This is a genomic window from Pseudomonas sp. RIT623 (assembly GCF_004519305.1).
Lineage (GTDB): Bacteria > Pseudomonadota > Gammaproteobacteria > Pseudomonadales > Pseudomonadaceae > Aquipseudomonas.
In genome coordinates, this window is the sequence record NZ_SOZA01000019.1 from 1 (window position 1) to 23,059 (window position 23,059).

General features: G+C 63.8%; 20 protein-coding genes, 1 tRNA gene and 1 pseudogene. 7 read left to right on the forward strand and 15 right to left on the reverse strand.

Annotated elements, in window-relative coordinates:
• The first annotated feature begins 85 nt into the window (after positions 1 to 85).
• Together E3U47_RS14290 and E3U47_RS14295 are read left to right on the forward strand one after the other, a co-directional pair.
• On the forward strand, positions 86 to 472 hold the full coding sequence (locus E3U47_RS14290; RefSeq protein WP_134692109.1) for a DUF488 domain-containing protein: 387 nt from the start codon (positions 86 to 88) through the stop codon (positions 470 to 472).
• Positions 473 to 497: 25 nt separating this feature from the next.
• Positions 498 to 929 carry a GNAT family N-acetyltransferase gene (locus E3U47_RS14295; protein WP_134692110.1) on the forward strand — a complete coding sequence of 144 codons (432 nt, stop codon included), beginning with the start codon at positions 498 to 500 and terminating at the stop codon, positions 927 to 929.
• Between the two features lie 81 nt (positions 930 to 1,010).
• On the opposite strand, the gene E3U47_RS14300 is transcribed toward E3U47_RS14295, so the two are convergent.
• The 11 genes from E3U47_RS14300 to E3U47_RS14350 are packed head-to-tail and all read right to left on the reverse strand — an operon-like array spanning position 1,011 to position 15,151.
• Positions 1,011 to 2,444 carry a right-handed parallel beta-helix repeat-containing protein gene (locus E3U47_RS14300; protein ID WP_134692112.1) on the reverse strand — a complete coding sequence of 478 codons (1,434 nt, stop codon included), beginning with the start codon at positions 2,442 to 2,444 and terminating at the stop codon, positions 1,011 to 1,013.
• A gap of 14 nt (positions 2,445 to 2,458) precedes the next feature.
• On the reverse strand, positions 2,459 to 3,589 hold the full coding sequence (locus tag E3U47_RS14305) for a polysaccharide lyase (RefSeq protein WP_134692114.1): 1,131 nt from the start codon (positions 3,587 to 3,589) through the stop codon (positions 2,459 to 2,461).
• Entirely contained in the window at positions 3,580 to 4,977 is a 1,398-nt protein-coding gene (locus E3U47_RS14310; protein ID WP_134692116.1) for an alginate biosynthesis protein AlgX, read from the reverse strand. Before E3U47_RS14310 ends, E3U47_RS14305 begins: the two co-directional genes overlap by 10 nt.
• Before the next feature lie 8 nt (positions 4,978 to 4,985).
• A complete protein-coding gene (locus tag E3U47_RS14315; protein WP_134692118.1) occupies positions 4,986 to 5,615 on the reverse strand; it encodes an alginate O-acetyltransferase AlgF in 630 nt (209 codons plus the stop codon).
• A 19-nt stretch (positions 5,616 to 5,634) separates the two neighbouring features.
• A complete protein-coding gene (locus E3U47_RS14320; protein WP_167659486.1) occupies positions 5,635 to 6,729 on the reverse strand; it encodes an alginate O-acetyltransferase in 1,095 nt (364 codons plus the stop codon).
• A 9-nt stretch (positions 6,730 to 6,738) separates the two neighbouring features.
• On the reverse strand, positions 6,739 to 8,166 hold the full coding sequence (locus E3U47_RS14325; RefSeq protein ID WP_134692120.1) for an MBOAT family protein: 1,428 nt from the start codon (positions 8,164 to 8,166) through the stop codon (positions 6,739 to 6,741).
• A 12-nt stretch (positions 8,167 to 8,178) separates the two neighbouring features.
• Complete coding sequence (locus tag E3U47_RS14330) at positions 8,179 to 9,621, reverse strand: alginate export family protein (RefSeq protein ID WP_134692122.1); 1,443 nt, start codon at positions 9,619 to 9,621, stop codon at positions 8,179 to 8,181.
• Entirely contained in the window at positions 9,618 to 11,066 is a 1,449-nt protein-coding gene (locus E3U47_RS14335) for a sel1 repeat family protein (protein ID WP_134692124.1), read from the reverse strand. The genes E3U47_RS14330 and E3U47_RS14335 overlap by 4 nt, the downstream gene beginning before the upstream one ends.
• Positions 11,067 to 11,075: 9 nt before the next feature.
• Positions 11,076 to 12,239: a PilZ domain-containing protein gene (locus E3U47_RS14340; RefSeq protein ID WP_134692126.1), complete on the reverse strand. Its 1,164-nt coding sequence runs from the start codon at positions 12,237 to 12,239 to the stop codon at positions 11,076 to 11,078.
• A 15-nt stretch (positions 12,240 to 12,254) separates the two neighbouring features.
• Positions 12,255 to 13,787: a glycosyltransferase gene (locus E3U47_RS14345; protein WP_134692128.1), complete on the reverse strand. Its 1,533-nt coding sequence runs from the start codon at positions 13,785 to 13,787 to the stop codon at positions 12,255 to 12,257.
• Positions 13,788 to 13,843: 56 nt separating this feature from the next.
• Entirely contained in the window at positions 13,844 to 15,151 is a 1,308-nt protein-coding gene (locus tag E3U47_RS14350; protein ID WP_134692130.1) for a nucleotide sugar dehydrogenase, read from the reverse strand.
• 625 nt (positions 15,152 to 15,776) lie between these two features.
• Here E3U47_RS14350 and E3U47_RS14355 point away from each other — a divergent pair.
• The 5 genes from E3U47_RS14355 to E3U47_RS14375 all read left to right on the forward strand — a co-directional run bounded on the left by E3U47_RS14355 (position 15,777) and on the right by E3U47_RS14375 (position 19,437).
• Positions 15,777 to 16,166 (forward strand): helix-turn-helix domain-containing protein, encoded by a 390-nt coding sequence (locus E3U47_RS14355; protein WP_134692132.1) that lies wholly within the window; start codon positions 15,777 to 15,779, stop codon positions 16,164 to 16,166.
• A gap of 63 nt (positions 16,167 to 16,229) precedes the next feature.
• Positions 16,230 to 16,868, forward strand: coding sequence for a UvrY/SirA/GacA family response regulator transcription factor (uvrY, locus tag E3U47_RS14360; protein ID WP_054892718.1), 639 nt, complete (start codon positions 16,230 to 16,232; stop codon positions 16,866 to 16,868).
• 11 nt (positions 16,869 to 16,879) lie between these two features.
• The gene (uvrC, locus tag E3U47_RS14365) at positions 16,880 to 18,703 is read left to right on the forward strand and encodes an excinuclease ABC subunit UvrC (RefSeq protein ID WP_134692133.1); all 1,824 of its coding nucleotides are present in this window, start codon (positions 16,880 to 16,882) and stop codon (positions 18,701 to 18,703) included.
• Between the two features lie 33 nt (positions 18,704 to 18,736).
• Positions 18,737 to 19,297 carry a CDP-diacylglycerol--glycerol-3-phosphate 3-phosphatidyltransferase gene (gene pgsA / locus E3U47_RS14370; RefSeq protein WP_011534581.1) on the forward strand — a complete coding sequence of 187 codons (561 nt, stop codon included), beginning with the start codon at positions 18,737 to 18,739 and terminating at the stop codon, positions 19,295 to 19,297.
• A 64-nt stretch (positions 19,298 to 19,361) separates the two neighbouring features.
• Positions 19,362 to 19,437: transfer RNA gene (locus tag E3U47_RS14375), tRNA-Gly, on the forward strand.
• Positions 19,438 to 19,538: 101 nt separating this feature from the next.
• On the opposite strand, the gene E3U47_RS14380 is transcribed toward E3U47_RS14375, so the two are convergent.
• From E3U47_RS14380 to E3U47_RS14395, 4 genes and pseudogenes are all read right to left on the reverse strand, one after another.
• A complete protein-coding gene (locus E3U47_RS14380; protein WP_134692135.1) occupies positions 19,539 to 19,796 on the reverse strand; it encodes a PAAR domain-containing protein in 258 nt (85 codons plus the stop codon).
• Entirely contained in the window at positions 19,793 to 20,686 is an 894-nt protein-coding gene (locus tag E3U47_RS14385; RefSeq protein WP_134692137.1) for a DUF6708 domain-containing protein, read from the reverse strand. The genes E3U47_RS14380 and E3U47_RS14385 overlap by 4 nt, the downstream gene beginning before the upstream one ends.
• A gap of 2 nt (positions 20,687 to 20,688) precedes the next feature.
• Positions 20,689 to 22,068, reverse strand: a pseudogene (locus E3U47_RS14390) (hypothetical protein); the annotation flags it as partial.
• 95 nt (positions 22,069 to 22,163) lie between these two features.
• On the reverse strand, positions 22,164 to 23,057 hold the full coding sequence (locus E3U47_RS14395) for a hypothetical protein (protein WP_134692139.1): 894 nt from the start codon (positions 23,055 to 23,057) through the stop codon (positions 22,164 to 22,166).
• Between the last annotated feature and the right edge of the window lie 2 nt (positions 23,058 to 23,059).

The following is a 23,059-nucleotide window of genomic DNA, read 5'->3' on the forward strand; positions in this document are numbered from 1 at the left end:
ATAGAAACAATTCGTGACCAGGGCGTGACCTCCGTCAATGAAGGTCTTAGGCTTGCTGGGGAACGATGTCGCAGGAGACCACCCGATGATCCGCTGCAAACGTGTCTACGATGCCATCGAGGATCAGGACGGCCAGCGCGTGCTGGTCGACCGCTTGTGGCCGCGCAACAAGCGCAAGACCGACCTGCACGGCCAATGGCTGCGCGAGGTGGCGCCGTCCGACGAGCTGCGCAAGGCCTTCCATGCCGGCGCGCTGGACTTTGCTGGTTTCACTCGGCGTTACCAGCAGGAGCTGGCTGCCCACCCCGAACATTGGTACCCCTTGCTGGATCTGGCCGGCAAAGGCGACCTGACCTTGCTCTACGCCGGCAAGGACACCGTCCACAACAATGCCCAGGTGCTGGCCGAGTGGCTGGAGGCCGAGTTGGACCGCCGAGGGCCGGGCAGTTCCCCGGTCTGTTATGGCCAATGAGAGGCTGGCCCAGCCATGGAGCATCATGCCTTTGCAACTGACCCCGGCCAATGACAGCCACCGCACTTTCGCCCGCGACCTGACCCGCCGCGCGATGCTGCCGTACTACCGTGAATTCGACTTGCTGTGGATCGAGGAGGCCTTCGACCAGGCCTGGGGCTGGCGCGAGCAGTGGTTGGTGGAAGAGGACGGCGAGGTTCTGGGGTTTTGCAGCCTCAGCCAGGACCGCCAGGCGCTGTTCATCCGCGAACTGCACCTGTTGCCCGAGCACCGCGGGCGGGGTGTGGGCAGTTGGGTGCTGGAGGCGCTCGCTGGCTGGGCAGTACAGCGTCGCCTGCCGCTGCTGCGGCTGATGGTATTCAGCAGTAACCCAGCGCGGCAGCTGTACTTGCGCCATGGTTTCGTGGAAATGGGCGCGGATGGGTGTTTCGTCCGTATGCAGCGTCCAGTGGCTTGACAGGGCCTGGTGGGTGCCTGCCACTGCGACGTCTGGTTCGCCAGCAAGCTGGCTCCTACCGGATCATGCCTGGGCGGCGCATCAGTGTTGCCGCACCCGCGCCATCCGCCCCTGCGCCACTGTCGCCTCCAGCACTTGCCCCTGCACCGGCAACAGATCACCGATCAGCAGGTTCTGCAGCAGCGCCTTGCCATCGAAGGTATTACCGCCCAGCCACACTTCGTTCACCCCTTCGACCCGCACCAGTGCCTTGCCCACCTGGCCCAGATGATTGCCGCTGACCAGCAGCGGCCCAGGTTGCCGGGTGCTGTTGCGCAGGCTCAGGGCATATTCGGGGGTATTGCCGATGCGGTTATCCACCAGGGCCAGGCCGGTCACCTCGGCGGCATCTATCGCGCTGCCCTGGCTGCTGGCCAGCAGATTGGCGTCGATCAGCAAGGGATCTGCCGCGCTGGGGGCCAGGTTGCGTAGCTGGATGCCGTTGCCGCGACTGTCGCCGATGCGGTTGCCGGTCAGCAGCACCGGGCCGCGCTGGTCGCTGATCTCGATGGCGGCCTTGGCCGCGCCGAGGATCAGGTTGCCTTCGAGCAAGGCGCGGCTCTGGCCGCGCAGGCGCACCCCGCTGTTGTTGTCGATGCCGCGCAGCTGGTTGTCGTGCAGGCTCAACTGGCTGTCGCGGGCGTCGATTGCGTACTGCTGGGACTGCTCGAAGCGGCTGTGGGTGATAACGGCCTGGCTGTGCTGCAACTCGACACCGCTGGACATTTCACTGAACTGGCTGGCCTCCACCACCAGCGTGGCCGGGCGGGTGGCGGCGGGTTGCTGGGCGCTGAGCGCGGTGCTCAGGCCGCGGGACAGGTTGGCGTTGTAGCCCAGACGCCGCAGGCGCGAGTCGATCACCTCGGTGTGGCTGCCGGCCCAGGCCACCAGGAATGGCCGCCAGGCGCGGTCGGTGGCGCCGGGTTTGTCACCGCTCAAGCTTTCCAGGGTAGAGCGGCGCAGGCCCAGCCAGCCCTGGTTGATCAACGCGGTACCGGAAAAGCTGTAGAGGTACAGGTGGCTATCCTCCAGCAGCAACCCGGCATCGGCGCCGATCATCAACGGATAGCTCAGCAGGTAGCCGTCCTTGTAGCGCTTGAGGATGCGCGGGTCGTGCAGGGCGTCATGCAACTGCGCCAGGGTAATGCTGCCGCCGCGCAGCACCACGGCCTGCGGGTGGTGCGCCTGGTAACCGGCGATGGCACGGAACAGGCCGTTGTTGACGAAGGGCTCGAACGGCCAGCTGCCGGCCTGGGCCGAGAACATCGGCTGCAGGCTGATGCTGGCGCGGCCGGTGGGTTGCGCGCGCTGGACCGGCGCCAGGGCCACTGCGGCGCGGACCTGCTGGCGCAGTTGGGCGATGTACTGCTGGTGCTGGGCCGGGTCGATGGGCTCGACGCTGGGGCTGGCCTGCGCGGTGCTGGCCAGCAGCAGGGCGGCCAGGCAGGAGAGGGCGAAGCGACTGAGCGGTGCCATGGGAGCGTCCTTGTTCAAGGCAGGTTGGGGTAGGCTGGTTTCAGCGGGCCGCCGACCTGGCTGTAGTTGTCGACCTCGCCCTGTTCGCTGTCGTACAGCTGGCGGGCCAGGCGGTGCTGGGGCTGGCGGGCGAGGAACGGAATCAGCCAGGCCAGCTTGTAGGGGGCGACGTCGGCCTGGTCACGCCCCTTCAGCTCGGCCAGGGTGTCGGGGGCGAGCACGCTGCGGGCGGCGAAGCTGGCCAGTTGGTCGAGGGTGCGCTGGTCGGCCTCGGACCAGGCCAGGCCGTTGGCCCGGGCCGACTCGCTGAGCAGCACCAGCGGCACCAGGGCGTACTGGCTGTAGTTGGCGGCCAACTTGCCGCGCGCCACTTCCAGCGGCAGGTAGGCGTAATCGTCATGGCGCACAGCTTGGGCCAGGCCGCGGCGCAGGTTGCCGTCGGCCCATTGGATGAAATCGTCGCGGCCCACCAGCATGCCGGCGGCGGCCACGGCCCAGGCGGCCCAGTAGTCGTGGTTGTTGAAGTAGACCGTGGTGGAGTGCCGGCGCGGGTCGTATTCGTCGATCACCCGTTCACCGAGGCGGGTGAACCAGCGCTGTTGCGCCGGGCTGAGCGGGCGCTTGCCGTCCGCCGCGGCCTGGGTCAGCAGCACCGCGCCGGCCATGGCCGCCAGCGCCCATTTGCGCGCGGCCATGCCGCTGGCCGAGGCGTCCGGGTCGAGCAGGGCATCGGCTTGTGCCCAGTGTTCCAGCCACTGGTCCTGGCAGGCCAGGGCCCGGTTGGCCTCCTGCGGCTTCTTCGCCCGCTGGAAACGCTTGCCGGCGTAAATCAGGCCGCCGATGAACTGCTTGACCTGCTTGGCGATGCGTTCGCTGTCGGCGTCGGGGCTGGCACGCAGGGTCGACTTGCTGACGTCGCGCTGGTCGTACTTGCTTTGCAGGCGCAGGCTGCCCGTGTAGGGCGCGGGCGGTTGCTGGTTGCAGGTGAGGCTGCGGTAGTCGTCGATCATGGCCGCTTGCGCGGTGGCGCGGGGCGGCCAGATCGACTGGGCGGCCTGGGCCTGGGACAGCAGCGAGGCCATCAGCAACAGGCCGGCGCAGACCCCGTGGGAGCGGGCTTGCCCCGCGCTGGCGCTCACAGGCATAGCCGCGTCCGCACTTCGGTGGCCGCGGTGCCGGCCTTGGTCGGCTCGAGGAACACCGACAGCAGGTTGGCCCCGGCGAACTCGGGTGCCTTGCTCAGCTCCAGATAATACTGGCCGCCGCTCACCGCCGCTTCGCGGCGAAACCACACCTTGTCACGGGCCCCGTTGTCGTAATAGACGATGATGTAGAAGTCGCGCACGTTCTTGTCGCTCAGGCGGATATCGAGAAAGCCTGCGTTCAACGACTGCCGGGCGCTGCCGGCATTGCTCAGCAGCTCGATGCGCTCGCCTACCTTCAGCGCCGGACGCTGCAGCCTGGACCCCAATACCTCGGTGGACGCCTTGCAGCCGCCCTGAATCGCCGGCACCAGTTGCCGGTACATCAACGGCGAGTCCAGCCGGTAGTTGGCCGGCAGTTCCCAGATCACCAGCTTGGGCGGCGCCTCGGGCTTGTAGTCGGCCGACAGCAGGTACTCCAGCAGCGAGCCGTCCTCGCCGACCCCGGGCAGGGCATAGTTGAGGATGTCCACGCTCAGGTATTGCTTGAGGTAACCGTCGAAATTGAACTGCTTGCTCTCGTCCTCCCGGGCCGCGGCGTTACTGTCGCCGACCAGGATCACTTCGGGGTCTGGCGCCTCGTCGAACAGCGCGTCGCTGCTGTCGGCCACCGGGATGGTCTGGTAGCCGCGCACATACTGGAAACCGTAGTTGTTGCCGCAGATGTAGCTCAGCGCCAGGTTGAGTGTGCCGTCCTTGGGCACCATGACCCCAGGCTCGGTACGGTACTGCTTCTTGCTCAGCCCGGCGTAGAACGGCTGGCGGCGGATTTCCTCGGCCAGCAGCTGCGCCGTGGCCTCGGCGCCGGTGGGGGTCCAGTGGTGGTCGCGGCGGAAGAAATACTCGCCCTTGGGCGGCGTGCGCAGCAGTTGCATCATCGGCGCGACCACCGCGCCCCCCTGGCGCAACTGGCCCAGGTAGGCGTCGAAGTTGCGGCTGGCGCTGGCATGGTCGAAACCATGCAACTGGTCGGGATACAGCTTGTCGCGATGCATCAGCCCGCGGGTCGGTTGGATGGCCATGGCCACCTGGATGCCCTGGCGGTGGAAGGCGTCCATCAGGCGGGCGAACTCCGGGCGCATGGGCGCGGGGATGCCGAAGTCGTTGGTCAGGTCGACCATCGAGCGGAACAGCCAGCGCTCCTTGCCGGGGACGATCTGGCGCATCAGCTTCATGCGTCCTTCAGCATAGCGCTGCGGCTCGGCGAGCGCCGGGCAGATCATGCATTGCAGGTTGTCGCAGGCGCTGTCGGCCACCGGCTGCGCGGCCTGCGCCGGCAGGCTCAGCAGCGCCAGGGTGGTCGCCAGGCCGAAGGGGAGGAGGGGACTCATGGCGCGTTTCACTCGGTTGGGTCGATGCTGTTGGCCAGGCTCAGGCTGCGGTTGCCCGGCAGCAGCACGTAGCTGTAGGAACGGCCCTTCTTGAGGAACAACTCGTCAAAGCTGGCGACTTCCTGGTTGCCGACGTAAGCGGCGAAGTCAATCTTGATCTCGTTGACCATGCGCGCGCCGGTCTGGCCGTTGGCCAAGGCCTTGACCACCTCGTGCTTGCCATCGGCGGTGCGCAGCATGGCTTGCGCCGGGGTGAGGTTGTAGAAGGCCACCTGGGCTTTTTTCGGCTCGTTGACGTACTGGTCGGCGATCAGCCGCAACTGCTGGCCGTCGTAGACCACGGTGCTGGCGGCGTTGGCTGCCAGGTTCGGTTCGATGGCCTTGGCGCCGATGCCGATGCGGTGCACGCCGGCGGGCACGAAGCGGTAGCCACTGAGCTGGCCAGGGGCGACCTTCTGCGGGTTGACCTTGCCGCTGAGGCTGACATCGACGCTGGCTTCGGACAGGTTGAGCACGCGCACGAATGCCGAGTCGGCCGGGGCCACGGCGTCGTACAGGTCGGCGTTGCCTTCGGCGGCTGCGGCGGTATGGCTGGCGACGGCCAGGGCGAGGGCGGCGAACAGGGGCGGGATTTTCATCGGGTTTCTCCTTGAAACGTCAGAAATGCGCGGGCTGGGTAGGGCCTGCGAGGGTGCCGGGACGGTGGGCAAGCAGGGTGCGTAGCGGGAATTCCCAGATCACGGTGTCGATCTGCGGGTTGCGCGATTGTTCGCTGGCGAGGAACTGCTGCATCGCCTCGAACGGCCCGCGGGCCTCGACGGCGATGCTCAGCAGGTCGCGGTTGAGCGCTTCCTTGAGGAAACCGACGAAGTTCCAGTCGTCGATCTTGCTGTAGCTGGTGCCCACAAGCAGCAGGCTCTGGCGCTGCTCGGCGAACAGGTCGTCGCTGTTCTGCGCGGCCTTGAGGGTTTCGTACAGCTCGATGGTGTTGGCGCCGAATTGCGGGGCGAGGCGGGCATGATCGAATTGCAGGTAGTTCATCAGGTCGCCCTTGACCTGCTTGGTGCCGGTCGGGCGCGACAGGTATGTCTGATCACCCAGCAACTGCGGGCGCTGGCGCGCCAGCTCGTAGGCCGACAGGCGCGCGCCGTCCGGGCTCCAGTGGGTATCGGACTTGAGGAACAGGCGCGGTCCGGCCAGGTTGCGCAGGTACGCCTCGCGCAGCGGCACCACATCCAGCTGGCGGGCCCGAAGGTCGGCGACGAAGCGGTCATAGAGGCTCTGCACCCGTGGGTCGAAGGCCCGCGCGGCGTGGGCGGCGTAGACATCCAGCTTCATCGGCAATGGCAGTAGCAGCAGATGCTTGCCGCGCGCGGCCAGTTGCCGCTCGATGTCGGCGATCTGCGCCAGCTGGCTGTCTAGGTTGGCGTCCAGGTCGTTGGGCACGCGGTATTCCTGGTTGGTGAAGAGCCAACCCTCGTTGCCCAGCACCACCCCCTGGGTGCCCTCGCCGAACAGCTGGAACTGGGCATCGGCCCACAGCCTGACCGAGGGCTCGCGCAGGAAGAAACGCTTGTCGTAGGCCTGCTCGAACCTGCGCAGCAGCTTGCCGTCGACGAACAGGTGCCAGGCGTCGCCCTGGGTGCGGGCGAAGCTGAACACCGGCGGCAGCGAGTAGACGAACATCGCCGCCAGCACCAGCGCGAAGATCACACCATTGGCCTTGCTGGCCGAATTCATCACCGGATACACGGTGTTCTCCTAGAACTGGAAATACAGGAACGGCGAGAACGAACTGGCCGCCAGGCTGCTCAGGGCCAGCAGGAAGCCGCTCCACAGCAGCAGGCTGTGCAGCACGCCCACGTGACGCATGAAGTAGCCCTGTTGGTTGCCGGCGTAGAAGCGCACGTTGTTGAGCCCGGCCAGCAGCAGCCAGGCGACTGCCACCAGGGCGAAGGCCATGGCCATCTTCGAGGCGCCGAGCACGTACAGTTCCAGCGAGCCGAGGCCGTTGAAACCGAACAGCGCCTGGTAGATCGCCAGGCTGTGGCGCAGGTCCATGGTGAAGAACAGCGGCATGCTGAGGATGACCAGCAGCGCGGTGCGCAGGTTGCGCCCCAGGTGGTAGGGCGTGTTGACCTTGGTGGCCAGGCCGAACTTGCGCTCCAGCACCATGCCCAGGCCGAAGAACAGCCCCCAGCAGATGAAGGCGAAGCTCGCGCCGTGCCACAGGCCCGACAGCAGCATGGTCCAGACCAGCGCCGGCAGGGCGCCGGCCACGCGCTTGCGTACCAGCGGCATGTACACGTAGTCGCGCAGGAAGTGCGCCAGGGTCATGTGCCAGCGCGACCAGAACTCGGTGATGCTCTGCGACACATAGGGCTGGTTGAAGTTTTCCGGGAAGCGAAAGCCCATCATCAGTGCCAGACCCAGCGCCATGTGGCTGTAGCCGGCGAAGTCGAAGTACAGCTGCAGGGTCGAGACCAGCAGGCCGAACCAGGCATCGCTGAACTGCAAGCTGCCCTCGCCGATGAACAGCAGGTTGATCGGCGCCAGGCGGTCGGCGATCAGCACCTTCATGATGAACCCGAGCATGAAGCGACACACGCCCAGGGAGAACAGCTCCAGCGAGTGGCTGCGTTGGCGCAGCTGCGGCGCCAGCTGGCTGTAGCGCAGGATCGGCCCCGCCACCAGGTGCGGGAACAGCGCGACGAAGGCGGCGAAGTCGATGAAGCTGCGGGTCGGCGTGGCGTCCTTGCGGTAGATGTCGACGATGTAGCTCAGCGCATGGAACACGTAGAACGAAATGCCCAGCGGCAGGAAGATGGTCTCCAGGGTCCAGGTGTTGATGCCCAGCGGCGCCAGCAGCATGGCCAGCATCTCGGCGCCAAAATTGGCGTACTTGAAGTAGCCGAGGGTGGCCAGGTTGCCGGCCACGCCAAGCCACAGCAGGCGCAGGGCGACGCGCTTGGCGCCAGCGTCCAGGCGCGCCTTGATGGCCAGGCCGAAGCCGTAGTTCCAGGCGGTGATGGCGACGAACAGCAGCAGGAAGTCCGGCCGCCACCAGGCATAGAAGATGTAGCTGGCAGCGACGATCACCAGCGAGCGCCAGCGTGGCCGGGCCAGGTAGTAGATGGCCAGGAACAGCGGCAGGTAGAGGAACAGGAACACGTTGGAGGCGAAGATCATGCTGGGTGGCCCTCAATAACTGATCACGATGCCGAGGCTCAACTGGTAGTCGTCACCGGTGTTCAGCGCGCTGCCGGCGTTGAGATAGCTGGCGCTGACCAGGGTGTTGACGTCCAGGCGCTTGCCGTCGAGGGCCACCGGGAACATCTTCCAGTAGTAGTTGAGGTCGATCATCTGGCCGACGTTGTCGCCCTTGCCCTGGCCGGCGGCCAACGCGTCCTGGCGGCGCGCGCGGTAGTCGGCGCTCATGCGGATCGGCAGCGCGCCCTGGGCGTCGCGCAGGTTGAGCTGGGTGATACGCAGGTCCAGCGCGCTGCGCGGGGTTGGCTGGGTTTCCAGGGCCAGGCCGTAGTAGCTCAGGTTGCGCAGGTCCAGGGCCACGAAGGAACTGGTCAGGCGCGTGCTGTACGAGCCCTGGCGGGTGATGCGGTCGGACTGGATCGGGTTGAGCCGGAAGCCATCGTTGTCGTCGCCGGGCTTGTCGGTCAGGCCGCCGCGCAGGGCGACGCGCGGGGTCCAGGGCAGGTTGTCGAAGCGCTTGCCGACTTCGCCAAGTGCGGCCCAGCCACGGCTGGCGTGACCGGTGCTGGTGACGCCGCTGCCGTCGGTGTTGTCCATCGTGCCGTCGAGCGCCGCCAGCTCCAGGTGATAGTCGCTGTCCAGCGGCAGGTGCTCGCCCTTGAAGAACAGGCCGTAGCGCCAGCCCTTGAAGTCGTAGCGATCGTCGCTGTCGTGGTCGCTGCGATCGTTCTCGTGCATCAGGCGCAGCCCGACCTGGTGGTTGCTGCTCCAACGGTAGGCGTATTGGCCCATCAGGTAGAGGGTGCGCTCCTCGCTGGCGGGCAGCGAGTTGACGTCGGTGTTGTAGTTGTGGAATTTCTGGCCGACGGCGATGAAGGCGTCGGAGAAGCTGTCCTGGTAGTTGAAACGCAGCGATTCCAGGCTGTCGTCCCACCAGATGCCGTAGTCGTCGTTGAAGCGTTGGCGGCCGAACGACAGTGAGAAGCGTGGGTCGTCGCCGATCAGGTTGCGTTTGACGTACAGCTCGCGCAGCTCGGCGTACCAGCCCTCGGGTTGCTCGCGGGCGTTGTTGTTGGTCGACTCGTTCGCCAGGTTGCTCGACTGGCTGGAGTCGTAGTTCAGCCACAGGCGCCCATAGACCATCCACTTGGCCCAGCGTTTTTCCGGCGAGTACCAGGCGAACGACGGCTCATAGCGCAGGCTGTAGAAGCTTTCCCGGTTGCGACCGACCTGGGAGTCCTCGGGGCCGTAGCCGGTCTGCACGGTGAGCTTGTTGAAGAACTCCGAGGTAATCACCGGCTCGCTGCCGTCGGCGGCCAGGCGTACCGACGCTTGGCCGTCGGCCTCGGGGCCGGTGACTTCCTCCAGTGCCAGCGCCGCGGGCAGTGGCGCCAGGGCGAGCAGGGCGCCGAGCAGGGGATGGTGCGCTTTCACAGGGAGGCCTCCTTCAACAGATCGCCGCGCGCGGCCAGGGCGCGCTCGATGTCATCCTTGGGCAGGGTCTTGTCCAGCCGTTTGAGCAGGCCGCGGGCGCGGGTTTCGCCCAGGTCCATGGCGATGCGGGCATAGGTGTAGGCCTTGACCGGGTCGTGGCAGATCGCCCGGCCGCGCAGGTGCACGGTGGCCATGCGGTACCAGGCAGCGGTCGAGCCTTGCTCGGCCTGCTGTTGCCAGATGCCCAGGGCGCGCGTCTGGTCGGGCTGGTCCAGGCCGCCCTTGCTGTACAGGTCGCCCAGCAGCAACTGGGCATCGGGGTAGCGGGCCGCGATCAGTTCGTCGATCAGCCCCTGGGCTTTCTCCGGGTCCAGGGTCAGCCAGTTGTTGACCATGTAGAACGACGCCTCCAGTGCCTTGGCCTGGGTCGGCGCCTTGGCCCGCACCTGGGCGATCAGCGCCTGGGCTTGCTCGGCGTTGTGCTCGGTAGGGTTGGAAATCATGAAGTTGGCCTTGGACACCAGCGCCGGCAGATAGCCGCGAGCGACGGCGTTGTCCAGCCAGCGCTGGGCCTCGGCGATGCCGTCGGCGCGCAGCTTGTCGTTGGCCTGGTCGCGGGCGATCTGCGCGGGCGTTAGTTCCTGCTTGGGACCCAGGGCCTGGCCCAGGCGCTGCTCGCGCTCGGCATCCAGTTCGGCGCGGGTGACGCTATGGATGTTGTCCACCAGAGCACCGACGCGCTGAACGATTTCCACCGCCAGGCTGGCCATTTGCGGTTCCAGTTGGCGGGCAAAGGCAAGGAACGCGCTGTCCTGCTGTGCGCCGAGGAAGCGGTAGTAGCGGTCGACGGCGCGTGGGTCGATGCGCGCGGCCTGCTGATACCAGCGTTCGGCCCCGGCGCGGTCGCCTTGGCGTTCGGCGACCACCGCGTGGTACAGCTCGGGGCGGCAGTTGAGCAGGCAGCTACGTTCGTACAGCGCTAGCAGTTCGGCGGCACGCTCACCGGGGACCAGTTGCGGGTAGACCAGGAACACTTCCAGGCTGGTGCTGGTGCTGCGTGGGTCGAGGTCGTTGGGGTAACGGCCCAGCGCCTGGCGCATCCAGGCCTCATGGCGGCGCTGCAAATTCGGCGTGCGATCGAGCAGGCGCGCCAGCGAGGCCAGGGCCGGGACCTGCCCATGGCCGTCGGCGAAGGCTTCCTGGTACAGGCGGATGATGTCCTCCCGGCTGGCGCCGTCACTGCCGGCCAGCACGTCGCCGAGCAGCTGCTTGGCGGCCAGGTCGCCGCGCTCGGCGAGCACGCGCAGGTCGGCGCTGACGTTGGCGCTAGGGTCCTTGTACAGCGCGTAGCGCACCTGCTCCAGGCTCAGCCCGGCGCAGGCGTTGCCGACCCAGGCCAGGCCCAGGCCGACCAGCAGCAGGCGCGGGGCGTTCTTGGCGTTCATGGCCGGCCCTCAGTTGCCGCTGCCGAACGGCAGGCCCAGGTACAGGTCGACGGCCACCGCCTTCTGGTAGGCCGCCGCCGGCAGGGGCTGGTCCGGGGCAATGGTCAGGGCCAGGTTGCGGTTGACCTCGTCAGAGCGGGCGTCCACCACCTTGCCGCTGAAGTGCTGGTCCAGACCGAACACCTGCAGGTCCACCGAACGCACGCGGTCGATATCGGCGAGCTTGTCGAACGGCACGTTGGCACGCACGAACAGGCCCTGGTCCTTGGGCAGCAGGTGCATCAGCGGCGCGCCCTTGTAGCCGAAGCCGGCGAGGGGCGGCGCTGGGTAGTAGACCTGGCAATCGCACGGGCTGTTGATCACAGTCTCGACCGTGGCGCGCCCGAGCAGCGCCTGCACATCGCTGGGGGCCAGGTCGGCCAGGGCCTTGATGTCCGCCGGGGTGGTGAGCTGGGTGGCCAGCTGGGTGGAAATGCTCGCCAACGGCTGGCCGGCCTGCACCTCGGTGGCGCCGGCGGGCAGCAGGTATTTCACGTAGCCGTTGTCGGGCATGCTGATCACCTGGGCATGGGTCGCCACCGTGGCCTGCAGCGCCGGGATGCGAAAGAACAGCAGGTAGCCCTTGTAGCCGACGAAACCCAGGGCGGCGAGGCCCGCTGCGGTGTACAGCGCGGTACCGGCCAGGGCCTTGAGGCGCTCGCCCGGGGTGCGCGCGTGGGCCTGCTTGTGCTTGCGTTCCTTGATGTAGTTTTCCCGCTGCATCACGTTGAACAGGCCGTTGATGTCGGCGATCTCGCCAGACAGGTAGGCGCTGATCAGGTAGCGCAGGATGTCGCGCTTCTGCGCGTCGAGGTCGACGAACTGGGCACCGACCTCCTGGCCGCGCTGGGAGACGATACGCACCTTGCCGTCGATCGACAGGTCGACCTGGTTCAGGCGCAGCTGGATCGAGGCGTCGTACAGCGCGCCGATGGTCAGCGGCGCGCCGTGCAGCAGGCCGATGCCGCCCAGCGAGATATCCTGCAGGTCGGCCGCGAAGGGCTCGCGGCCGCTGCCGGACAGGCGCACCCGGGCGTTCATCCGGGTGCGCACGTACTGGCGCTCGTCGATGGCTTCGTGGACGATATTGGCCGCCGTCTTGCCCGGGGCCGATGGGGTGTTCGAAGTACTCATGGCAGGCGCCTTTCCTTAACGTTGCGTGAGTTCCAGCAGGACGGTGATGACCCCGAAGAAGATCGCGATGGACGCGCACAGCATCGCCTTCGAGGACCAGCGGTTCAGGCTTGCGTCGAAGTCGACGCTGCCGTTGGCCAGGGTGGTCTGCTGCCGCGTCCAGCGTTGCTGGTCCATGTGGAACAGCGCGTAGACCTTCATCAGCGAGCCGACGATCTGGTTGTAATAGAGAACGAACGGGTACATCGGGCTGACCGGGTGCCCGGCGAAGACGAACAGCACCGTCACCAGGCTGCGCGAGACCAGCACCCAGAACAGGTACACCAGCAGGTACTGGATGCCGAACACCAGGCCGGCCACCAGCGAGGCGGTCAGGCCCATCAGGCAGGTCCACATCGACACCCGCTGGTCGAGTAGCACGTACAGCGTGAACAAGCCCAGGCGAGCGCGGCCGAGCAGGGCGGTGGCGCGAAAGTTCTGCCGCAGCGAGTTGCCGTACCAGCGGAACATCAACTGGCGGGTGGCCACCCAGAAGCTGTCGCTGGGGGGGTGCTCCACGGTCAGGGTGTGGCTGTCGGGCACGTAGAAGGTGTCCCAGCCGGCGCGCATCAGGCTCAGCCAGCTCGACTTGTCGTCGCCGGTGAGGAACTGGAAGCGGCCCAGGCGCCAGTGCTCGAGAAAGTCCGCCTCGACATCGCGGATGAACGCCGGGTTGGTCATCACCCCGGCACGGAAGAACGACAACCGCCCGGTGAGGGTCAGCACCCGGTGCGACAGGGCCATCGAGCACATGTTGATGTGCCGCTGGACGAAGCGCATCGAGTGCCACTGACGCATCCAGCGGCTGCCCTCGACTTCGCAGAACTCGTTGGTGGTCAGGCCGCCGACCCTGGGCAGCACGGCGAACAGCTTGACCGCGCGCTCGACGCAGCCGGGCAGCAGCATGGTGTCGCCGTCGACCACGCCGACCACCGCGTCGTCCAGCGGCATTTGCCGTGACAGCGCGCGGAAGGCGTGGGCCAGGCCATCGCGCTTGCCGGTGCCGCGGGCGCGGACGATCACCAGCTCGATGTCGTCGCGCTCGCGCACTTCGTTGCGCAGGATGTCCTTGATGAACTGCTCGTCGCCTTTCTCGACGATCGAGGCGATCACCGTGCACGGCACCTTCAGCCGCTGCACTTCCTGGAATACCGACTGGTAGACCTTGAAGGTGGTGTGGGTGGGGATGCGGAAGCTGGTCACCACCATGAACAGGCGCGACGGCAGCGCTGTGTCGCCCAGGCGCTCGACCTGGCGGCGCAGGCGCGGGAAACGCCAGTGCAGGAAGTACATGCCGCGCAGGTAGTGAACGATGGCATTGCCATAGCGCCACAGGCCCAGGGTGCCGATGATGAAGATGAACAAATGGTGGTTGGGGTCCAGGTACTGTGGCGCGACCATCTGCGAGGCCAGCGCGATCAGCCCGGCGAGCAGCGCCCAGGCGCAGAAGCGGGCGGCCGCGCGCAGATGGGCCGGGGCCGCGAAGGGCCGCTGTTGCTGTCGATCCATGGCGCTGTAGCTCCTGTTGTCGGGTACCCGCCACGGCCGTGGCGGGGCGGCGTGGTTTACCAGCAGATGCCCTGGTGGCGGGTGTCGCTGGTGCCGTTCATGAACCCGACCAGGTCGACCACCTGCTTGCCGCTACCGGCATCCAGGGCGCGGGCGAAGCGCTCGTCGTTGTTGCCCAGCACGATCACCTCGGCGTCGTCGATCACCTGTTGCAGGTCGCTGCGCAGCAGCGCGCTGACGTGGGGGATCTGCTGTTCGATGTACTGGCGGTTAGCGCCATGGCGGCGGGCGTGCTCGACATTGGCGTCGTAGATGCGCAGCTCGTAGCCCTTGCCAATCAGTTGTTCGGCCAGGGTCAGCAGCGGGCTTTCGCGCAGGTCGTCGCTGCCGGCCTTGAAGGCCAGGCCGAGCAGGGCGATGCGCCGCTTGCCGGGGCGGGTCACCAGCTCGAAGGCCTGGCGCACCTGGTTGCGGTTGCTGTCCATCAGCGAGGCCAGCAGCGGGTGGGCGACGTCCAGCTGGCCGGCGCGGTAGGTGAGGGCGCGCACATCCTTGGGCAGGCACGAGCCGCCGAAGGCGAAGCCCGGGCGCAGGTAGTAGCGCGACAGGTTGAGCTTGTGGTCCTGGCAGACCACGTCCATCACCTCGCGGCCATCGACGCCCGAGGCCTTGGCGATGTTGCCGATTTCGTTGGCGAAGCTGACCTTGGTGGCATGCCAGACATTGCAGGTGTACTTGATCAGTTCGGCGACCTCGACCGACTTGCGGATCACCGGTGCTTCCAGGCCCTGGTACAGCGCCTCGAGCAGGTCGCCCGAGGCGCTGTCGAGTTCGCCGATCACGGTCATGGCTGGGAAGTCGTAGTCCTGGATCGCGGTGCTTTCACGCAGGAACTCGGGGTTGACCGCCACACCGAAGTCGATGCCGGCCTTCTTGCCCGAGGCGCGTTCCAGGGTCGGGACTACCAGGTTGTTCAGCGTGCCCGGCAGCACCGTGCTGCGCACCACCACCGTGTGGCGGCTGGCCTTGTCGCGCAGGGCGGCGCCGATCTCGCGGCACACGGCCTCCATGTATGCCAGGTCCAGGTCACCGTTGGGCTTGCTCGGCGTGCCGACGCACAGCAGCGACAATTCGCTGGCCAGTATCGCCGCCTGTACGTCCGTGGTGCCGCGCAGACGGCCCTGGCGCACGCCGTCGAGCAGCAGTTGCTCAAGGCCCGGCTCGACGATGGGGGAGCGTCCCTGGTTGATCATGTCGATCTTCGCCTGGTCGATGTCCACGCCCAGAACCTGGTGCCCCCGTGCCGACAGACACCCGGCGCAGACCGCGCCCACATAGCCAAGTCCGAAGATACTGATGTTCATAGGTCCCTCTCCCCAGGCGCAGCACAAGGCCGGCCGAGATATGCCGTTCATGGAAGTTGGTAAAGACAGCCGCGCAGGATCAAGCCGCGCTTGGATATGGCGAAGCAGGTTGGTTCTTGGTGGTCTTTTTACATCCTAATGAGGTTTTTGTTAGTTGGGCAAGTGTTGTTTGGTTGTTGTTTTGTTTATGTGTTTTTATTTTTGTTTTTAGTTAAAAAATCGTTATAAATCAATCAGTTAAAGTTTTCGAAAAGTTCGGCGTCAAAAAAATGATTACACTATTTGTGTCGACATATTGGCGTCAAATTCGGTATTTAGCGCTTGTGTCAGGGGGGCTGGCTTTTTGCAATGCGCCTTTTCTAGCGGTTTTTAGCGATGTTTTTGGGGGCTCTATGTGGTGCTGATTGCGTAAGTTTTGATGTTGTCGAGGGGGATTTGATCGCGTGAGGGCGGCGCTGCACTACTTTCGGCGAACCTCCCTTCATCCCAAACCCAACCCCCAACTCACCCAAAACCATGACTTGCATCGATTGGATCCAAAAGGCATAGTGCCCAGCGACCAAGCAAGTATTCACACGGGTGCCGGATGCACCCGTGTTCCACTCATGCAAAGGAGGCAATGCAGATGAACGGATTCGGTCCGCGACTCAGAGAAGAACGCGAACGCCTGGGCTTGACCCAGCGCATTTTCGGCGACATCGGCGGCGTCGAGCCCAACGCCCAGGGCAAGTACGAAAGCGGCGAGCGCACGCCGCGCATGGATTACCTCGCGGCCGTGGCCAACCGCGGTGTCGATGCCCTCTATGTACTCAGCGGCGTGCATACCCCCGCGCCGCTGGACAGCCTTACCGCCGACGAAGACCGCCTGCTCGGCGCTTTTCGCCGTTTGCCCGAGGCCGACCAAGCCGCCGTCTGGCACCTGCTCAACCGCCTGGCCGGCGAAACCGCTGGCCAGGATGCCCTGCGGATCCGCCGCCCCGACCGTCAGGCATATTTCCATGACGCTTTACGCTAGGTTGGTTGTGAAAAATTTTGTTAAGGTGGCGGGATCCAATCGCCCCACTGACGAGGTGTCTGCTTGATTAGGGTCCTGGTGGTCGACGATCACGATCTGGTACGTACAGGCATCACCCGCATGCTGGCCGACATCGATGGCCTGCAGGTGGTGGGGGAGGCGGACTCAGGCGAGGCCGCCCTCAAGCTGGCCCGTGAGCTCAAGCCCGACGTGGTCCTGATGGACGTGAAGATGCCCGGCATCGGTGGTCTGGAGGCCACGCGTAAACTGTTGCGCAGCCACCCGGACACCAAGGTGGTCGCGGTGACCGTCTGCGAGGAAGATCCGTTCCCCACCCGGCTGCTGCAAGCCGGTGCCGCCGGCTACCTGACCAAGGGCGCGGGCCTGGACGAAATGGTCCAGGCCATCCGCCTGGCATTCGCCGGCCAGCGCTACATCAGCCCGCAGATTGCCCAGCAGTTGGCGCTCAAATCGTTCCAGCCGCAAGGGTCGCCGTTCGATGCGCTGTCCGAGCGGGAAATCCAGATTGCGCTGATGATCGTCGGCTGCCAGAAGGTGCAGATCATCTCTGACAAGTTGTGTCTGTCGCCCAAGACCGTCAATACTTACCGTTATCGAATCTTCGAGAAACTCTCGGTCACCAGCGACGTCGAACTGACCTTGCTGGCTGTCCGTCACGGTATGGTCGACGCCAGTCTGTAAAAGCACACCTCATGTCTCAAACCTTTGACGCAAGCGCGTTCCTGGCGACCTGCAGCGGTCGCCCGGGCGTGTACCGGATGTTCGACGGCGAAGCCCGCCTGCTGTACGTGGGCAAGGCCAAGAACCTCAAGAAACGCCTGGCCAGCTACTTTCGCAAGGCCGGCCTGGCGCCGAAGACGGCTGCCCTGGTGGCGCGCATCGCCCAGGTCGAAACTACCATTACCGCCAACGAAACCGAGGCGCTGCTGCTCGAGCAGACGCTGATCAAGGAATGGCGGCCGCCCTACAACATCCTGCTGCGCGACGATAAGTCCTATCCCTACGTGTTTCTCTCCGACGGCCAGTTCCCGCGGCTGGGCATCCACCGTGGCGCGAAAAAGGCCAAGGGCCGTTATTTCGGCCCATATCCCAGCGCCGGGGCGATTCGCGAGAGCCTGAGCCTGTTGCAGAAGGCCTTCTCGGTGCGCCAGTGCGAGGACAGCTACTACGCCAACCGCACCCGCCCGTGCCTGCAGTACCAGATCAAGCGCTGCAAGGGGCCCTGCGTGGGGCTGGTGGAACCGGCCGAGTACGCCGAGGACGTGCGCCATTCGGTGATGTTCCTCGAGGGTCGCAGCCAGCAGCTGGGCAACGAGCTCAACGCCGAAATGGAAAAGGCCGCCATGGCCCTGAATTTCGAGAAGGCCGCCGAGCTGCGCGACCAGATCGCCCTGTTACGCCGGGTCCAGGACCAGCAGTACATGGAAGGCGGCTCCGGCGATGTCGACGTGGTGGCGGCTTTCGTCAACCCAGGCGGCGCCTGCGTGCACCTGATCAGCGTGCGTGGCGGCCGGGTGCTGGGCAGCAAGAACTTCTTCCCCCAGGTGGGCATCGAGGAGGAGGTGGCCGAGGTCATGGCCGCGTTCCTTTCCCAGTACTACCTCGGCAACGCCGAGCGCGAACTGCCAGGCGAGCTGATCGTCAACGTGGTGCATGACGACTTCGCCGCCATCACCGAGGCGGTGCAGACCCTGCGCGGCCGCGAGCTGAGCATCAGCCACCGTGTGCGCGGCACCCGGGCGCGTTGGCAGCAACTGGCGGTGACCAACGCCGAGCAGGCCCTCAACGCCCGTCTGGCCAACCGCCAGCACATGGCTGCGCGCTTCGAGGCCCTGGCCCAGGTGCTGGGCCTGGATGACGTGCCGCAGCGCCTGGAGTGCTACGACATCAGCCACTCCAGCGGCGAGGCCACCGTGGCCAGCTGCGTGGTGTTCGGCCCGGAAGGCCCGCTCAAGTCCGACTACCGCCGCTTCAATATCGAAGGCGTCACCGCCGGCGACGACTACGCCGCCATGCACCAGGCGCTGATGCGCCGCTATGGGCGCATCAAGGACGGCGAGGGCAAGCTGCCCGACGTATTGCTGGTGGACGGCGGCAAGGGCCAGTTGAACATGGCCCGTGACGTGATGCAGGAGCTTGGCCTGAGCGACCTCACCCTGCTCGGCGTGGCCAAGGGCGTGACCCGCAAGGCCGGTTTCGAAACCCTGTACCTCAACGATGTGGCCCACGAGTTCACGCTCAAGGGCGATTCGCCGGCGCTGCACCTGATCCAGCAGATCCGTGACGAAGCCCACCGTTTTGCCATCACCGGCCACCGCGCGCGGCGCGGCAAGGCCCGACGCACCTCGAGCCTGGAAGACGTGGCCGGGGTAGGGCCCAAGCGCCGCCGCGACCTGCTGAAACATTTCGGCGGCCTGCAGGAGCTCAACCGCGCCAGTGTCGACGAGATCGCCAAGGCCCCCGGCATCAGTAAAAAGCTTGCCGAGTCGATTTATGCCAGCCTGCATAGCGAGTAGAATGCCGGGTTCAACCCGCAGCCAGTCGTACCGATGAATATTCCAAACCTGCTCACCGTTCTACGCGTCCTGCTCATCCCGATCTTCATCCTGCTGTTCTATGTGCCCTATCACTGGAGCTACATGGCCGCCAGCACGGTGTTCGCCATCGCCGCCGCCACCGACTGGCTCGACGGCTATCTGGCGCGTCGGCTGCAGCAGAGCACGCCGTTCGGCGCCTTCCTCGACCCGGTGGCCGACAAGCTGATGGTGGCCGTGGCCCTGGTGTTGCTGGTGCAGGTGCACGCCAACTTCTGGCTCACGCTGCCGGCGGCGGTGATCATCGGCCGCGAGATCGTCGTCTCGGCGCTGCGCGAGTGGATGGCCGAACTGGGCGCCCGCGCCCATGTGGCGGTGTCGAACCTGGGCAAGTGGAAGACCGCCGCGCAGATGCTGGCGCTGGTGATCCTGCTGGCCAACCCGCCGGTGCTGACCTTCTGGGTGGTGCTGGGCTACGGCCTGCTGCTGGTGGCGGCGGGGCTGACCCTGGTGTCGATGGTGCATTACCTGCTGGCCGCCTGGCCGCACCTGCGCGAAGGTTCGGAGCAGAAGTAAAAGTTTTTTTGAATCAAGGGGTTGACGCCATTCTGTAAATCGCTAGAATGGCACCCATCACGACGCGGGAATAGCTCAGTTGGTAGAGCACGACCTTGCCAAGGTCGGGGTCGCGAGTTCGAGTCTCGTTTCCCGCTCCAAATATTGGCTCAAAGAATTTTATAGAATTCTTTGAGCTCTCGAAAAAAGACGCTTCGGCGTCTTTTTTCGTTCTTGTCCAAGCCATTTGCCGGTTTTGCTGTTAATCAATCAGCCAACCCGGATCACCCTCGACCAAGATTCCGCCATGGCTGGTGGTGTCTCCCTCCCTCGCTGCCGGTTGGCCCTCGATGATCGTGCTGCCAGCACCGGTTTCGATGACAGCGCCACAACTGATTCGGTCGCCGACGCGTGCTATTGCCCTGCCATCCACGAATGCTGCGCTTGCGCCTGTTTCTACGGTGCCTTCGCCATGGATAGGGCAACTATGACGATGGCCTACGAGTACGATGGGTTTCATTTGCGCTTTCCTTTTTTTAGTTGAATAGGGGCTTCGTCGTAGGCCTGTGGCGGGGGCGGTGCTGCCCGGACATTGAACAGGCGGCACACGCCGTACCAGCAGAGAGCAAGGCCGAGGTTGTAGGGGAACAACACGGCCCAGAACGGCAGTTGCCAGTTCTTCTTGCCCTGCATTTCTCCGGGCTCGCCGGTTCGCCAGGGAGCGTAATGGCGCCAGGCTTCTGCCGGGGTCAGGCAGATGGCATGAAGTGGTCGGTACCACCAGTTGGGTTCGCCGGGAGGAGGGAGTTTGGCTGGGCCGTGGTTCATGAAATGGCGGAGGTACTCCCAGACTTCGGCGACGTGCTTGATGCCGGATTCGGTGGGTTCGTTGCTGTCTACCCATAAGCAATCTTTTTGGTGCAGGCTGCCATCCTCCCGAGGTGGGGCGAAGGCGAGTGCATAACTGGTGCTGAAGGATGAGCCGCCGAATTCAGTGCGTTCGAATACGCCTCCGTATAAATTTTTCCAATTAAAGGTTATGAGTTTTTTGCCGCGCTGATAGTAAATTTTCTTGGTTGAGCGGTTGAAGTAAAATCCAGAGAGGTTCCTTATAAAATAGATTCGGTAAAGCAGAAAGGGGAGAAAAATTAAGGGTGAAATTGCCATCATGGCTATGAAGGCAAGATCGGGGGTGTCGATATTTAATAACTTAATTATTAGTAGCTCTGGGTAGACAACAATCATTCCTCCGAGGATTAGTGCAGTATAGATTTTTCCCATAAACACGGAGTCTGTTACCCAGGGGTTTCGTAAGCATAATGTGTTGTTATGCAAATTTACTAGTTGCCCAGTAATTGCGGCTTCATTTCCGGATTTTGAATTTATGCTAAACATCCATCTAACTGCCATGATCAACGCTCGAGACGAAAAATTGAATTAACCTCATTTCCTTCATTTAAACCTTGATTGGAGCTATAGGCTAAATGCAGTGAGACATGATTTTGATTGTTTATCGTGTTCTTGAAATTCAGAATTAAGCCGGCGCCTGTAACGTAGCAAACAGCAGCGAGTGGAAAGACGACCATTTCACCGTCTTCACGAAGGCTACTTAAGCTACCTGACCATTCGCTTGTGCCTACGATGAAGCCCGGTAGGAATACTGTGAATTCAACGGTGGGTTGTGTGATGGTGACTTCGTTATGTGTGATGGCGGTCCAGTCTGCTGGCGCCCAGTAATTATTTTCATGCCAAGTGCTGTCGACTCCGGTTATAGCAAAGAATCGCGCTTCTTCTGCGGATATTAATCTTGGTCTGTAATGCTCATCGTGCCAGACTTTAAGTTCGTCTTGCAGAGAAAGGAATGTAGGAAGCTTTTTTTCATGGTCCAGAACGACTTCGGGATGCACCTCTCCATCGTTTTTACGATTACCGAATATGCTCCTTGCTGCCCACAGTTCGATAGGGGTATGGAGGTGTTCATGCGATTTGGCGTGAAGGTATAAGCCTCCAGCGATGATCGCTGCTCCCAGGAGTACAAGCGCTGCCGCGCCCCACCCGGCAAAGGGTACAACTGACGTAACCCCCGCAACCGCGAGCCCGCCCTCCAGTACTAAAACGGAGCCTGCCGCAACAGCGCTTCCGCCATAAAGTGTCAAGTCAGATGCTTCAGGGTTACCGTGTAGTTTTTGTCTTTTCGATTTTTGAAGGTCTGAAGAAAATCCTAGAAAAATAGCAGGGTAACCGGATAATCGTGCAAACAGATTGCTCCCCAAGAACTTGATCACGCCATTACCAAACGCCATCCCCGGCGCCGTCGAACTCAATCTCAACATCACCGCCTTCTGCGTTGCGCGTACGCTGACCAATGTCGCCCCGGCCGCACCGATCACACCGAAAATCGACGCCGCAAACCCCAAGGTGTATTCTGGCGCATTGCTTTTCTGCAGGCTGTTGTAAGCCGTCTTCAGCGAAATCACGTTGAACCACAGCATCCCGGCATTCAGGCCACCGCCCCCGCCCGACGTGAGCAACCCGAGAAAGTTGGGTTTAACCCGCGCAGTGGTGGTCGACTCAACCGCCACCGTCCGATTGCCCGAAATACGCAGCTGCTTCATTTCCTCAACCTGCGCCATGCCGCTCTTCAAATACCGCTCCACCTCCTGGCTGAACGGGTTCTCGCGGATGGCCTGGTCGGTGATCTGGTAACGCGCCGCCAACAGCCCCAGCGCTTTCTCGGCATTGGCCTCACGCGCCGCCAGCAGCACTTGCTGACGCAGGGTATGGCTGGCATCGCCCGTACGCGGCACGATGGCATAGCGCACCGGCAGGATGGGCACGCGTGGGCTGCAGGCCGGGCCGGAGGTGGTGCTATTGGCAGAAACGTCGGTCATTTACGCTGCCTTTTGGTTGAGCGTACTGGGGCTTGCTCGAAGGCCTCTGGTGGAGGCGGTGCAGCCCGGACATTGAACAGGCGGCATACGCCGTACCAGCAGAGGGCAAGGCCGAGGTTGTAGGGGAACAACACGGCCCAGAACGGCAGTTGCCAGTTTTTCTTGCCCTGCATTTCTCCGGGCTCGCCGGTTCGCCAGGGGGCGTAGTGGCGCCAGGCTTCTGCCGGGGTCAGGCAAATGGCATGAAGCGGCCGGTGCCACCAGTTGGGTTCGCCGGGAGGAGGGAGTTTGGCCGGGCCGTGGTTCATGAAGTGGCGAATGTATTCCCAGACTTCGGCGACGTGTTTGAAGCCCGGTTCGGTGGGCTCGTTACTGTCGACCCAGAGGCAGTCTTTTTGGTGGAGGCTGCCGTCTTCTCTGTAGGGAGCAAAGGCAAGTGCATAGGAAGTGCTGAAGGATGCGCCACCATATTCAGTTCGCTTGAAAAAGCCACCGCCTGTAGTGTTCCACTCGAAAGTGAACAGCTTTCTTCCTCGCTGGTAGTATATTTTTTTGGTTGCACGGTTGAAGTAAAATCCGGAGAGATTTTTTATAAAATAGATTCTATAAAGCAAGAAGGGGAAAAAGACGAAGGGTGTAAGTGTCATTATGGCTATGAAGGCAAGATTGAGGGTGTCGAGGTTTAATATTTTGATTGATAGAAGGCTTGGGTAAATGCCAGTCATTACTCCGATGATTAGTGCGGTATAGATTTTCCCCATAAATACGGAGTCTGTTACCCAAGGATTTCGCAGGCTTAATATATCTCCAGACAGGTTTGCTAACTGTCCAGCAATGGCTGGTTTGTATCCGGAATCCGAATTTATATTAAGTGCCCAAATGACTGACATTA

Coding starts and splice junctions, on each gene's coding strand:
- pgsA (WP_011534581.1), top strand. CDS start 18,737: ATGAATATTCCAAACCTGCTCACCGTTCTACGCGTCCTGCTCATCCCG.
- E3U47_RS14345 (WP_134692128.1), bottom strand. CDS start 13,787: ATGGATCGACAGCAACAGCGGCCCTTCGCGGCCCCGGCCCATCTGCGC.
- E3U47_RS14340 (WP_134692126.1), bottom strand. CDS start 12,239: ATGAGTACTTCGAACACCCCATCGGCCCCGGGCAAGACGGCGGCCAAT.
- E3U47_RS14325 (WP_134692120.1), bottom strand. CDS start 8,166: ATGATCTTCGCCTCCAACGTGTTCCTGTTCCTCTACCTGCCGCTGTTC.
- E3U47_RS14385 (WP_134692137.1), bottom strand. CDS start 20,686: ATGGCAGTTAGATGGATGTTTAGCATAAATTCAAAATCCGGAAATGAA.
- uvrC (WP_134692133.1), top strand. CDS start 16,880: ATGTCTCAAACCTTTGACGCAAGCGCGTTCCTGGCGACCTGCAGCGGT.
- E3U47_RS14350 (WP_134692130.1), bottom strand. CDS start 15,151: ATGAACATCAGTATCTTCGGACTTGGCTATGTGGGCGCGGTCTGCGCC.
- E3U47_RS14305 (WP_134692114.1), bottom strand. CDS start 3,589: ATGCCTGTGAGCGCCAGCGCGGGGCAAGCCCGCTCCCACGGGGTCTGC.
- E3U47_RS14315 (WP_134692118.1), bottom strand. CDS start 5,615: ATGAAAATCCCGCCCCTGTTCGCCGCCCTCGCCCTGGCCGTCGCCAGC.
- E3U47_RS14290 (WP_134692109.1), top strand. CDS start 86: ATGATCCGCTGCAAACGTGTCTACGATGCCATCGAGGATCAGGACGGC.
- E3U47_RS14310 (WP_134692116.1), bottom strand. CDS start 4,977: ATGAGTCCCCTCCTCCCCTTCGGCCTGGCGACCACCCTGGCGCTGCTG.
- E3U47_RS14335 (WP_134692124.1), bottom strand. CDS start 11,066: ATGAACGCCAAGAACGCCCCGCGCCTGCTGCTGGTCGGCCTGGGCCTG.
- E3U47_RS14300 (WP_134692112.1), bottom strand. CDS start 2,444: ATGGCACCGCTCAGTCGCTTCGCCCTCTCCTGCCTGGCCGCCCTGCTG.
- E3U47_RS14295 (WP_134692110.1), top strand. CDS start 498: ATGCCTTTGCAACTGACCCCGGCCAATGACAGCCACCGCACTTTCGCC.
- E3U47_RS14355 (WP_134692132.1), top strand. CDS start 15,777: ATGAACGGATTCGGTCCGCGACTCAGAGAAGAACGCGAACGCCTGGGC.
- E3U47_RS14380 (WP_134692135.1), bottom strand. CDS start 19,796: ATGAAACCCATCGTACTCGTAGGCCATCGTCATAGTTGCCCTATCCAT.
- E3U47_RS14395 (WP_134692139.1), bottom strand. CDS start 23,057: ATGTCAGTCATTTGGGCACTTAATATAAATTCGGATTCCGGATACAAA.